This window comes from Pseudomonas sp. CFBP 13710 (genome assembly GCF_014842235.1).
Lineage (GTDB): Bacteria > Pseudomonadota > Gammaproteobacteria > Pseudomonadales > Pseudomonadaceae > Aquipseudomonas > Aquipseudomonas baltica.
Genome location: NZ_JACYVJ010000006.1, coordinates 22445 through 34557, shown reverse-complemented (window position 1 = coordinate 34557; position 12113 = coordinate 22445). Strand labels below are relative to the sequence as shown.

The 12113-nt window shown below is 63.2% G+C and carries 10 protein-coding genes and 1 tRNA gene; 6 read left to right on the top strand and 5 right to left on the bottom strand.

The features are described from left to right. Positions 1–155: 155 nt before the first annotated feature. From IFT44_RS14605 to IFT44_RS14595, 3 genes are all read left to right on the top strand, one after another. Positions 156–2909: a response regulator gene (locus IFT44_RS14605; protein ID WP_122479694.1), complete on the top strand. Its 2754-nt coding sequence runs from the start codon at positions 156–158 to the stop codon at positions 2907–2909. 50 nt (positions 2910–2959) lie between these two features. After that, positions 2960–3400: a hypothetical protein gene (locus IFT44_RS14600; RefSeq protein ID WP_185793755.1), complete on the top strand. Its 441-nt coding sequence runs from the start codon at positions 2960–2962 to the stop codon at positions 3398–3400. Between the two features lie 144 nt (positions 3401–3544). Further along, a complete protein-coding gene (locus IFT44_RS14595; RefSeq protein ID WP_122478939.1) occupies positions 3545–3985 on the top strand; it encodes a CBS domain-containing protein in 441 nt (146 codons plus the stop codon). A 199-nt stretch (positions 3986–4184) separates the two neighbouring features. Here IFT44_RS14595 and IFT44_RS14590 read toward each other — a convergent pair. Beyond that, positions 4185–4260: transfer RNA gene (locus IFT44_RS14590), tRNA-Val, on the bottom strand. A gap of 161 nt (positions 4261–4421) precedes the next feature. Between IFT44_RS14590 and rdgC the strand changes: the two genes are divergently transcribed. From rdgC to sugE, 3 genes are all read left to right on the top strand, one after another. After that, positions 4422–5342 carry a recombination-associated protein RdgC gene (gene rdgC, locus IFT44_RS14585; protein ID WP_185793756.1) on the top strand — a complete coding sequence of 307 codons (921 nt, stop codon included), beginning with the start codon at positions 4422–4424 and terminating at the stop codon, positions 5340–5342. A gap of 384 nt (positions 5343–5726) precedes the next feature. After that, entirely contained in the window at positions 5727–6683 is a 957-nt protein-coding gene (locus IFT44_RS14580) for a bile acid:sodium symporter family protein (RefSeq protein WP_122478943.1), read from the top strand. A 116-nt stretch (positions 6684–6799) separates the two neighbouring features. After that, positions 6800–7114 (top strand): quaternary ammonium compound efflux SMR transporter SugE, encoded by a 315-nt coding sequence (sugE, locus tag IFT44_RS14575; RefSeq protein ID WP_122478945.1) that lies wholly within the window; start codon positions 6800–6802, stop codon positions 7112–7114. A 173-nt stretch (positions 7115–7287) separates the two neighbouring features. On the opposite strand, the gene pepN is transcribed toward sugE, so the two are convergent. The 4 genes from pepN to IFT44_RS14555 form a co-directional block, all read right to left on the bottom strand. Beyond that, positions 7288–9945, bottom strand: a complete 2658-nt coding sequence (pepN, locus tag IFT44_RS14570) for an aminopeptidase N (RefSeq protein WP_192176118.1) — start codon at positions 9943–9945, stop codon at positions 7288–7290. 12 nt (positions 9946–9957) lie between these two features. Beyond that, a complete protein-coding gene (locus tag IFT44_RS14565; RefSeq protein WP_122479695.1) occupies positions 9958–10788 on the bottom strand; it encodes a DUF2797 domain-containing protein in 831 nt (276 codons plus the stop codon). A gap of 26 nt (positions 10789–10814) precedes the next feature. Beyond that, complete coding sequence (locus IFT44_RS14560) at positions 10815–11075, bottom strand: YeaC family protein (protein ID WP_122478948.1); 261 nt, start codon at positions 11073–11075, stop codon at positions 10815–10817. Positions 11076–11157: 82 nt separating this feature from the next. Beyond that, positions 11158–12081: a LysR family transcriptional regulator gene (locus IFT44_RS14555; protein ID WP_122478950.1), complete on the bottom strand. Its 924-nt coding sequence runs from the start codon at positions 12079–12081 to the stop codon at positions 11158–11160. Positions 12082–12113 lie beyond the last annotated feature (32 nt).

Below are 12113 nucleotides of genomic sequence, written 5' to 3'. Positions count from 1 at the left end.
AGTCCAATGCCCTTCCATGACCTTTGGTCGTTCTGGTTCAGCCCCTGGCGACCTTGCACATGCCATTGGCCCAGCGCCGCAGCGCGCGCGACTGGCGCATCGGCACGCCCCGCTGTATTTTCCCAGCATTGCTCAGTCAGAAAGGCGCCTGCGGCGTGTTGAAGAAACTCGGTATCAAAACCCGCGTGCTGTTGCTCGCGCTCATTCCGGCCACCTGCATGGCGCTGATCCTGGGGGGTTATTTCACCTGGATGCAGCAGTCCGACCTGCAGCGGCAGTTGCTGCAGCGCGGCGACATGATTTCCGAACAGCTTGCGCCGCTGGCCGCACCGGCACTGGCGGCCAAGGACCGCGAGCGCCTGGAGCGCATCGCCGCGCAATCCCTGGAGCTGACCGACGTGCGCTCGGTGACCTTCCTGGGGGCGGACAGGACCCTGCTCGCCCATGCCGGGCCGATGATGCTCAACGCGGTGCCGATCGGCAACAGCACGCACTCGCTGCAGCGCAGCGGCTTCGACGCCACGCGCTATCTGATGCCCGTGTTCGGCCGCCATCGCGACCTGGCCAGTGACGAGGTGCCCGGCGAAGTGGATCACCTGCTGGGCTGGGTCGAACTGGAACTGTCCCATGACGGCACCTTGCTGCGCGGCTACCGCAGCCTGTTCGCCAGCCTGCTGCTGATCCTCACCGGGCTGAGCATCACCGCGCTGCTTGCCGCGCACATGAGTCGCAGCATCAGTGCGCCGATTCGGCAGATCAAGGACACCGTCACGCAGATCAAGGACGGCAATCTGGAAAGTCGCGTACCGGCCATGGGCAGCCATGAAATGGACGCCCTGGCCGCCGGCATCAATCGCATGGCCGAAACCCTGCAGGACGCCCAGGAAGAACTGCAGCACAGCATCGACCAGGCCACCGAAGACGTCCGGCAGAACCTGGAAACCATCGAGATCCAGAACATCGAACTGGACCTGGCGCGCAAGGAAGCGTTGGAAGCGAGCCGGATCAAATCCGAATTCCTCGCCAACATGAGTCACGAAATCAGGACCCCACTCAACGGCATACTGGGGTTCACTCATCTACTGCAGAAAAGCGAGCTCACCCCGCGCCAGCTGGATTACCTGGGCACCATCGAGAAATCCGCAGACAGCCTGTTGGGCATCATCAATGAAATCCTCGACTTCTCGAAGATCGAGGCCGGCAAGCTGGTACTGGACAATATTCCCTTCAATCTGCGCGACCTGCTGCAGGACACCCTGACCATCCTCGCACCCGCCGCCCATGCCAAGCAGCTCGAACTGGTCAGCCTGGTCTACCGCGATACCCCGCTGTCGCTGATCGGCGACCCGCTGCGGCTCAAGCAGATCCTGACCAACCTGGTCAGCAACGCCATCAAGTTCACCCGCGAGGGCACCATCGTCGCCCGCGCCATGATGGAGGACGAGAACGAAGACAGCGTGCAACTGCGCATCAGTGTCCAGGACACCGGTATCGGCCTGTCCGGCCAGGATGTGCGGGCGTTGTTCCAGGCCTTCAGCCAGGCCGACAACTCGCTGTCGCGGCAGCCCGGCGGCACGGGCCTGGGGCTGGTGATTTCCAAGCGTCTGGTCGAGCAGATGGGCGGCGAGATCGGGGTCGACAGCACGCCCGGCGAGGGCTCGGAATTCTGGATCAGCCTCAATCTGCCCAAGGCCCGCGACGATGCCGAGGACCTGCCGTCGGCGCCCCTGCTCGGCCGTCGCATCGCGATCGTCGATGGCCATGAACTGGCGCGGCAGGCCCTGCAGCATCAGCTCGAAGACTGTGGCCTGGACGTCACCGACTTCAAGTCGCTGGACAAGCTGGTACTGGCCACCCACGCTGCGCGGCAGGCAGGCCAGCCGCTCGATCTGGCCGTGCTGGGCATCACCGCCCATGAGATATCGCCGGAACGCCTGGGCGTGCAGATTCGCGAGATCGAGCAGAGCGGCTGCCAGGTGCTGGTGCTGTGCCCGACTACCGAACAAGCGCTGTTCCATGCCGCAGTGCCCAATGCGGATCGTCAGCTGCAGGCCAAGCCAAGCTGCACGCGCCGACTGCGCCGTGCGCTGGCGGACCTGATCAACCCCAAGCAATTGCGCTACGAAAGCCCCGAGGGCAGCGGCGAGCGCGCACCGCGCGTGCTGTGCGTGGACGACAATCCGGCGAACCTGCTGCTGGTGCAGACCCTGCTCGAAGACCTCGGCGCCGAGGTGCGAGCGGTGGACAACGGCGCGGCGGCGATCAAGGCGGTACAGGAAGGCGGGCTCGACCTGGTGCTGATGGACGTGCAGATGCCGGAGATGGACGGCCGCGAAACCACCGAGCGCATCCGGCTGTGGGAAAGTGCCCAGACCGGTGCCGCCCTGCCCATCGTGGCGCTGACTGCCCATGCGATGGCCAATGAAAAGAGGGCCTTGCTGCAGAGCGGCATGGACGACTACCTGACCAAGCCCATCAGCGAACGCCAGCTGGCCCAGGTGGTGCTGAAATGGACCGGGCTGGCGCTCAGCGCGCAGTCCCTGGACAAGACCGCGGACCTGCCGCTGGAAAGCAATACCCTGCAGGTGCTCGATGCCGCCGAAGGCCTGCGCCTGGCGGCAGGCAAGGCCGATCTGGCCGCCGACATGCTGGCGATGCTGCTGGCGTCACTGCAGGCCGACCGCGAAGCGATTCAACTGGCGCGAATCAATGCCGATCAGAATGCCATGATCGAGCGGGTGCATCGCCTGCACGGCGCCACACGCTACTGCGGCGTGCCGCAACTGCGTGCGGCCTGCCTGCGCAGCGAAACCCTGCTCAAGCAGAACGATCCGGCAGCCTTGGCGGCGCTGGATGAACTGGACGACGCCATCACTCGCCTCGAGGAACAGGCCCGCGCGATGGCCTGAGGCCCCGCCGTGGCCGGCGTGCTAGCATGTCGCGTCTATTTGGAGGACCCATGGTCGAACACGATTTCCGCTTCAGTCTGCTCAACCCGCAGCACACCTTGATCGAGTGCCGCGCCCTCATGCCCGGCCGTTACCAGGTCACCGGCAATGGCGGCTCGATCCACAACACCGACACCCTGCTGGTCACCCTCAAGGGCAGCAAGGATCTTTCGATGCGCCTGGTGGTGGAGAAGGTCCGTCATCTGATCAACCCGCCTGGCCAGTGGGTGGCCGTGGCCACCGGCCCGGTGTTCGGCGAACTGGCGATCCATCAGTGGAAAGTCAATTGCGACAGCTGCGGCAAGGTCCTCGACTTCGAATTTGCGGTGGACGCCAAGCTCGGCACCAAGGCGCAGAAACCTGCAGCGGAGGCGCGCATTGCCGAACTGGGCTGGGCCAATCGCAATGGCAAGCATATCTGCCGACAGTGCCAGGCCGCCCCGGCGGGCTGAACGCGGCAGCCGCATAACGCAGTTGGGCATGTGGTGTTCGCTTTGGGGATGCAGCGGACGGTGCGGAACGTGGACTAATTGACATGGCGCCACGGCACACGAGGGCGCTTTAGCTGCACTCGCCTTTCCCTGGAGCCATAGCCCATGAAAACCGTCGCGGAACTGTTGAAGAGTAAAGTCCAGCACAACCAGCAGGTGCACACCATCGAGCCGCAACAGATGGTGTTCGATGCCCTCAAGCTCATGGCGCAGATGAATGTCGGCGCCCTGCCGGTGGTGGTCGAGGGGCGCGTGGTGGGTATCGTCAGCGAGCGCGACTATGCACGCAAGATGGTGCTGCTGGGGCGCTCGTCGATTGGCACGCCGGTCAGCGAGATCATGAGCGCCCATGTGATCACCGTGACTCCCCAACAGAACATCGATCATTGCATGGCATTGATGACCGAGGGTCGTCTGCGCCACCTGCCGGTGGTCGACAACGGCCAACTGCTGGGGCTGCTATCCATCGGTGACCTGGTCAAGGAAGCCATCGCCGAACAAGCCAGCCTGATCGAGCAGCTGCAGCAGTACATCCGCGGCGAATGAAGCAGCCAGCGTGGTAAACCCTGTGGGAGCTGTGCTACCCCTGACACACGGCAGCGCCTGCTTCGCGGGCAGAGCCCGCTCCCACAAATTTCGCGGCCCGCTCCCACACATTGATCCCACGGGCTGCCTGCGGGCAGGAATTCTGGACAAAAAAAAAGCGACCCGANGAACTACCGCTGCGCGTAACACTGAGAGAGATTGGTGGGTGATGACGGGATCGAACCGCCGACCCTCTGCTTGTAAGGCAGATGCTCTCCCGGCTGAGCTAATCACCCTTTGTCTCTCGGTGTGGCGCGCATTCTACGGAGCGACCCAAACTCTGGCAAGCACTTTTTCAAAAAAATTTTCGAGGCCTTCCAAACACTTAGCACAGGGATGGCGTCGGCTTCGCACACGGAGAATAATGCCTGCCTAATGTTGAGGAGTGCTTCACCCCATGTGGTTCAAAAACCTGCTTGTCTACCGTCTTACCCAGGATATCCCCTTCGACGCCGAGGCTTTGGAAACCGCACTGGCGACTAAACCGGCACGCCCATGTGCCAGCCAGGAACTGACCACCTATGGTTTCGTGGCGCCGTTCGGCAAAGGTGAAGACGCCCCGTTCGTGCATGTCAGCCAGGATTTCATGCTGATCGCCGCACGCAAGGAAGAGCGCATCCTGCCGGGCAGCGTCGTGCGTGACGCGGTCAAGGAGAAGGTCGAGGAGATCGAGGCCGAGCAGATGCGCAAGGTCTACAAGAAGGAACGCGACCAGATCAAGGACGAGATCATCCAGGCCTTCCTGCCGCGCGCGTTCATTCGTCGCTCGTCGACCTTCGCCGCCATTGCGCCCAAGCAAGGCTTGATCCTGGTCAACTCGGCCAGCCCGAAACGCGCCGAAGATCTGCTGTCGACCCTGCGTGAAGTGATCGGCTCGTTGCCGGTGCGCCCGCTGACCGTGAAGGTGGCGCCGACCGCGACCATGACCGAGTGGGTGAAGACGCAGAAAGCGGCCGATGACTTCCATGTTCTGGACGAGTGCGAGCTGCGCGACACCCATGAAGATGGCGGTATCGTGCGTTGCAAGCGCCAGGATTTGACCAGCGACGAGATCCAATTGCACCTGAGCACTGGCAAGCAGGTTACCCAGTTGTCACTGGCGTGGCAGGACAAGCTGTCATTCGTGCTGGATGACAAGATGGTGGTCAAGCGTTTGAAGTTCGAGGAATTGCTGCAGGATCAAGCCGAGCAGGACGGTGGCGAGGAAGCGCTGGGGCAGCTGGATGCCAGCTTTACCTTGATGATGCTGACCTTCGGTGAATTCCTGCCAGTGCTGTTCGAGGCGCTGGGCGGCGAAGAGCTGCCCCAGGGGATTTGACCGGCAGCGCGCCCTTCGCGGGCAGAGCCCGCTCCCACAGGGGTTGTGTGGTTTCTGTGGGAGTGGGCTCTGCGGTGAGTCAGGCAGACCGTGGTGTGGCTTTCGCGGCCGCGGACCGCTCCTACAGGGGGCGCGCGATTTCTGTGGGAGTGGGCTCTGCCCGCGAAGGGGCGCTGCGATGTGTCAGGCAGACCGTGGTGCGGCTTTCGCGGCCGCGGACCGCTCCTACAGGGGGTGCGCGATTTCTGTGGGAGCGAGCGCTGCCCGCGAAGGGGCGCTGCGGTGTGTCAGGCAGACCGTGGTGCGGCTTTCGCGGCCACGGACCGCTCCTACAGGGGTTTGCGGGTACCAACATGATGATTCTATATAAGAAGGAACTACCCCATGCGCGCCTTGGCCGCTTTGAGTCGCTTCGTTGGCAATACCTTTGCCTACTGGGTCCTGCTGTTCGCCATACTGGCGTTTCTGGCGCCTGAATGGTTCATCGGCCTCAAGCCGCTGATCGTGCCGCTGCTGGGCCTGGTGATGTTCGGCATGGGCCTGACCCTCAAGCTCGACGATTTTGCCGAGGTCGGGCGTCATCCGTGGCGCGTGGCGCTGGGCGTGGTTGCGCACTTCGTGATCATGCCAGGTGTCGCCTGGCTGTTGTGCCAGGTGTTCCATCTGCCGCCGGAGATCGCCGTCGGCGTGATTCTGGTCGGTTGCTGCCCGAGCGGCACCTCGTCCAACGTGATGACCTGGCTGGCCAAGGGCGACCTGGCGCTGTCGGTGGCCATCGCGGCGGTGACCACCCTGCTCGCCCCGCTGCTCACCCCTGCCCTGATCTGGCTGTTGGCTTCGGCCTGGCTGCCGGTATCGTTCATGGAAATGTTCTGGTCGATCCTGCAACTGGTCATGCTGCCGATCGTTCTGGGCGTCGTTGCCCAGAAGCTGCTCGGTGCGCGGGTCCAGCTGGCGGTCGATGTGCTGCCGCTGGTGTCGGTGGTGAGTATCGTGTTGATCGTCTGCGCCGTGGTCGCGGCCAGCCAGGCACGCATTGCCGAGTCGGGCCTGTTGATCATGGCGGTGGTGATTCTGCACAACAGTTTCGGTTTCCTGCTCGGCTACTTCACCGGCAAGCTGTTCAAGCTGCCGCTGGCGCAGCGCAAGTCATTGGCCCTGGAAGTCGGGATGCAGAACTCGGGACTGGGCGCGGCCTTGGCCAGTGCTCACTTCTCGCCGCTGGCGGCGGTGCCCAGCGCCTTGTTCAGCGTCTGGCACAATATTTCCGGAGCACTGCTCTCGACCTATTTCCGGCGCATGGAAGGCACCGAGCCGGGCGCTTTGAAGACCGAATCTTGATCCGCCGCACTTGATCCATCGAGCAAGGATGGGCAACATGGTGTTCGGCGCCGGGACGACCCGGCGCCACTTTTCCTGCAAACGGGGACGACCCCATCTTCGATGAGGGTTTTTCCATGTCCTGGTTACTGTTGTTCTTCGCCGGTCTGTTCGAAGTGTGCTGGGCCATCGGCCTGAAGTACACCGACGGCTTTACCCGCCCCCTTCCTACCGTGTTGACCGTTGCCGCCATGGCGGCGAGCCTCGGCCTGCTCGGCCTGGCCATGCGTGAGCTGCCCTTGGGCACCGCCTATGCCATCTGGACCGGGGTCGGTGCGGTGGGTACGGTAATTGCCGGTATCGTGCTGTTTGGCGAGTCGATGGCGCTGATGCGGATGGTCAGTGTGGGTCTGATCATCCTGGGGTTGGTGGGGCTGAAGGTCAGCACCTGACCCTGTAACGCTCCTGTAGGAGCGGTCTGTGGCCGCGAACCGAGCGCTGCGGTGCGTCAGCCAATTTGCGGGGCCCTTTTCGCGGGCAGTGCCCGCTCCCACAATGAGACGATGTACCCGCATTCATTGTGGGAGCGGGCTCTGCCCGCGAAGAATCCCCACCAATCGATCCATCAAGCCAGGCTTTTGCTGACCACTTCGTAGACGTCGCTGGACAGCGGGCCGGAGGCGAGAATCCGTTCAAGCTCGGCTTTCATCAGTGCCTGCCGCGCACTGTCGTACTTTCTCCAACGGGTCAGCGGCGACAGTTGCCGCGAGGCGATCTGCGGGTTCAGGGCATTGAGCTCGATCACCAAGTCGGCCAGGAAACGGTAGCCCGAGCCATCGGCCGCATGGAAGTTGATCAGGTTCTGACCCGCGAAGGCACCGATCAGCGCACGCACCTTGTTCGGGTTCTTCAGGGTGAACGCCGGATGCTGCATCAGCGCCTTCACCCGCTGCAGCCCGCCCGGCAAGCCACTGGCCGCCTGCACGCTGAACCACTGGTCCATGACCAACGGGTTGTCCTTGAAGTGTTCGGCGAACGCTTCCAATGCACGGGTCTTTTCCGCGTCAAATGGCGAATTGACCAACACTGCCAGGGCCGTCAGGCGCTCGGTCATGTTGTCGCAGGCATCATATTGTTCGAGGGTAGCGGCGAGCACTTCGGGACGTCCGCTGAGCATCAGGTAGGACAACGCGATGTTCTGCAGCGCGCGGCGGGCGAAATGCTCTTTCTCGGCCACGTACGCAGTGGCCCTGGAGACCTCGCGATTGGCCTGGTAGCGCGTCCACAGCCCATCGAACAGACCGTCGGCCAGCTGCTTGCGGGCGAATTCGCGAGCGGCATGGATCGCGTCGACATCGGCCACTTCGCTGATCTCGGCCAGATAGGCCTCGCTGGGCAGCGACAACATCTCGGCAACCATCGCCGGATCCAGTTGCGGAGTCTCCAGCACGCTGGCCAGGGCCGTGAGCAGGCGTGGATCCATCGACAACGACTCGCCGCGCTGGTACTGGCCGATCATTTCCTGCAGCACCTGGACCGACAGCTGCTGGCCGGCATCCCAGCGGTTGAAACCGTCGCTGTCGTGCTGCATGAGGAACATCAACTGGTCACGGGTATACGGGAAGATCAGTTTGACCGGCGCACTGAAGCCGCGCAGCAGCGACGGCAATGGTTGCTCGGCGATGTCGACGAAAGTGAACGTCTGCTCCGCCTCGGTCACCGCCAGCACACGGCTGGTACCGACCGCCGCGGCCTCGTCGCGCAAACGCAATGGCAGCTCCTGGCCATTGGCGTCAAGCAGGCCCAGCGCCACGGGAATCACGAACGGCAGCTTCTCGACCTTGTCCGGTGTCTCGGGGCAGCTCTGGCGCAGGGTCAGGCTGTAGGTGCGAGCCTGCGCATCGTAGCGTTCGCTGACCTGCAGCCGCGGCGTGCCCGCCTGGCTGTACCAGCGCTTGAACTGCTCGAGCTCGACACCGTTGGCGTCTTCCATCGCACTGATGAAGTCGTCGCAGGTCACGGCCTGGCCATCGTGACGCTCGAAGTACAGGTCGCTGCCCTTGCGGAAGCCTTCGGCGCCCAACAGGGTGTGCAGCATGCCGACCACTTCCGAGCCCTTCTCGTACACGGTCAAGGTGTAGAAGTTGGAGATCTCAATGAAGCTGTCGGGGCGCACCGCGTGGGCCATCGGGCCGGCATCTTCGGCGAACTGGTGGGTGCGCAGGTAGGCGACGTCCTGGATGCGCTTGACGGTCGGCGAATGCATGTCGGCGCTGAAGCCTGCATCGCGGTAGACGGTGAAGCCTTCCTTGAGCGACAGCTGGAACCAGTCGCGGCAGGTCACCCGGTTGCCCGACCAGTTGTGGAAATACTCGTGGGCGACGATCGCCTCGACGCGCTGGTGGGCGGCATCGGTGGCGGTTTCGGCGCGAGCCAGCACGGCGCTGGAGTTGAAGATGTTCAGGCCCTTGTTTTCCATGGCGCCCATGTTGAAGTCGTTGACCGCGACGATCATGAAGATGTCCAGGTCGTACTCACGGCCGTAGGCTTCTTCGTCCCAACGCATGGACTTCTTCAGGCTGGTCATGGCGTGAGCGCACTTGTCGATGTTCTCCGGCTCGACATAGATGCGCAGCGCCACATCGCGACCACTGACGGTGGTGAAGCTGTCTTCCACGCACCACAGGTCACCGGCCACCAGCGCGAACAGGTACGCCGGTTTCACGAACGGGTCTTCCCAGGTGGCCCAGTGCCGGCCATCTTCCTGGGGACCGTTGCCGACCGGATTGCCGTTGGACAGCAGGATTGGGTACTGCTGCTGGTCGGCGATCAACGTGGTGGTGAAGCGGCTCATCACGTCGGGACGGTCGAGGTAGTAGGTGATCTTGCGGAAGCCTTCGGCTTCGCACTGGGTGCAGAACATTCCGGTGGACTTGTACAGGCCTTCCAGTGCGGTGTTGGTTTCGGGGTGGATGCGCACGCTGGTGTCGACGGTGAACGCCTCGCTGCGCGGCTGCAGGGTCAGGCTGTCGGCGGTCAGCTGGTAGTCGGCGGCGCCCAGGTCGCTGTCGTCGAGCTTGACGCCGAGCAGCTCCATCAACTCGCCGTCGAGCACCAGCGGTGGCAGCCCGGCACCACGCGCCGGGTTGCGGCGCATGACCAACTGCGCGTGGACCAGGCTGTGATCGTCGAACAACTCAAAGGTCAGGTGCGTCTCGTCGATCAGATAATCGGGCGCCTGATAGTCTTTCAGGTAGATCATTTTCGGTTGTTCGGTACGCATGCGAAAACCCTTCTACTGATGCACGGCCAATTGGTAAGCCGTGTACTTGCGAATATTGATGACGCCGGAGTCGAAGATCAGGTATTGACCCTTGATGCCCAGCAACGTGCCTTCGGCGATGGGGTTCTTGTCCAGGTTGAAGCTGGCGATCTTGCTCGGGTAGGTGTGCACCGGGTAGCGGATCTCGATGGGGTCCACATCGTTCAGGGCCTGGATCGCCTGCAGGCCGAAGCGATCCTGCAGCATGTGGATACCGGCCGCGCAGCTGTCGAACAGTTGCTCGCGGATGGCCACCAGGTCCACAGCCGGGGCGTCACCCTTGAGCAGCGCGCGCCAGTTGGTGCGGTCCGCGACCTGCGAGCGGAACAGGTCTTCGACCAGCCCGGATTGCTGGCGGGTCGCCACGCGCATGATCGGCAGTGCCTGGCTGGCGCCCTGGTCGAGCCAGCGGGTAGGCAACTGGCTGGCCCGGGTGATGCCGACCTTGACCCCTGAAGAGTTGGCCAGATAGACCACATGATCGGTCATGCAGAACTGCTCGCCCCAGGCCGGATCGCGGCAGGTACCGGCGTCGTAGTGGCATTTTTCCGGAGCCATGATGCACACGTCGCACTGGGCCAGCTTGGTCATGCAGGGGTAGCAGTAGCCTTGGCTGAAACTGGTCTTGGTCTTGCGCCCGCAGTTCACGCAGTGGATGGCGCCGAGAAACTCCAGGCGCAGCTTGCTGCCGATCAAGGGATTGACGGCAATCTGCGTATCGCCCAGACGCAGCTGGTATTGCACCACTGGCGCCTCGAGCTGTGCGGACATCTTGCTGGCCGCACCGCGACCGAGCTCTTGCAGGGTGTCTTGCGCAAAGAGATCGCAGGTCAATGGATCGAATCCGACTTGAACAGGATGTTTTCGATCGGCGCGGACTTCGAGGCGCACTCTTGCGGGCCCATGTAGCCGGTACGCTGATCTTCGGGCAGGTTCTTCATTTCCCAGGCGATGATGGCCTGCAGGGTCAGTTCTTTCTGCTCGGCGGTCAGCTTGCGGCCGTCGGACCATTTGCCGATTTCGACGGCCAGCTTGAGGCTTTCGTAGATATCAGGGGTGATGTTTTCGATCATGTGGGCGAATGACGACATGCGGAGGCCTCCAATGGATGCTGGCATTTTAAACGGTGTACCGAGTGCGTAAAGCGAAATCCCGGCCCCCGGCCATAGACCGCTAGGGAACCGAGCCGGCCGGGGTCAGTCGCGCGGTGAGGAATTCCAGCAGAGCATGCACCTTGGGCAGGGCTTCACGGCTTTTCAGCCACACCAGGTTCATTGCCAGGCCGTCGGTGGCCAATGGCGCGAGCACTTCGACCAGCGCGCCGCTGTCCAGATGCCGCTGGATCAGCCAGGTCGGCAGCTGGGCGATGCCCTGCCCGGCAAGCACGGCCATTACCTGCCCTTCGCCGTCGCCAACGGCCACGTGCGGATGAATGGTCCGTCGCTCCATGTCGCCGGCCTGGCGGCCCTTGAAGTACCACGGATAGACCGTGCCATCGGTCTGCCCATAGCCAACGCAGCGATGCTGTTCCAGCTCACGCTCGCCCTGTGGCGTACCGTGCTCGTGCAGGTAGGCGGGTGCTGCGCAGAATACCAGTCGCTGACGCCCCAGGAAGCGTCGCCCGACGTTGCTCGGCCAGGCATCGGAACCCCCGATGCGCACGACGATGTCGATGCCTTCCTGGACAGGGTCGACGAAGCGGTCCGAGAACGACACGTGAGGCTGCAGCCGCGGATGCCGCGCAGCGAACTCGAGAATCAGGGGCAGCACGTGCAATCGGCCGTAGGACGCAGGCAGGTCGATGCGCAGGCGGCCATGGGGTTCGCGCTGCTCGGCGCTCATGGCCAGTTCAACCTCTTCGAGGTCGGCGAGCACGCTGGTGCAGGTGCGGTAGAACGTCTGCCCTGCCTCGGTCAGCGCCAGGCGTCGGGTGGTGCGCTGGAACAGCCGTACGCCGAGCCGCGCTTCCAGGCGCGCAACGCCTTTGCTGACCGCCGAGTTGCTGAGGTTCAGGCGTTCGGCGGCGGCGGTGAAACTGCCCAGGTCGGCGACGCTGACGAAGACGTCGATACCCTTGAGGCGCTCCGAGGAAAACATCGCATCTCCGATTGGTGAATTCAGTTCAATTC

Coding starts and splice junctions, on each gene's coding strand:
- IFT44_RS14600 (WP_185793755.1), top strand. CDS start 2,960: ATGGTCGAACACGATTTCCGCTTCAGTCTGCTCAACCCGCAGCACACC.
- IFT44_RS14595 (WP_122478939.1), top strand. CDS start 3,545: ATGAAAACCGTCGCGGAACTGTTGAAGAGTAAAGTCCAGCACAACCAG.
- rdgC (WP_185793756.1), top strand. CDS start 4,422: ATGTGGTTCAAAAACCTGCTTGTCTACCGTCTTACCCAGGATATCCCC.
- IFT44_RS14580 (WP_122478943.1), top strand. CDS start 5,727: ATGCGCGCCTTGGCCGCTTTGAGTCGCTTCGTTGGCAATACCTTTGCC.
- sugE (WP_122478945.1), top strand. CDS start 6,800: ATGTCCTGGTTACTGTTGTTCTTCGCCGGTCTGTTCGAAGTGTGCTGG.
- pepN (WP_192176118.1), bottom strand. CDS start 9,945: ATGCGTACCGAACAACCGAAAATGATCTACCTGAAAGACTATCAGGCG.
- IFT44_RS14560 (WP_122478948.1), bottom strand. CDS start 11,075: ATGTCGTCATTCGCCCACATGATCGAAAACATCACCCCTGATATCTAC.
- IFT44_RS14555 (WP_122478950.1), bottom strand. CDS start 12,081: ATGTTTTCCTCGGAGCGCCTCAAGGGTATCGACGTCTTCGTCAGCGTC.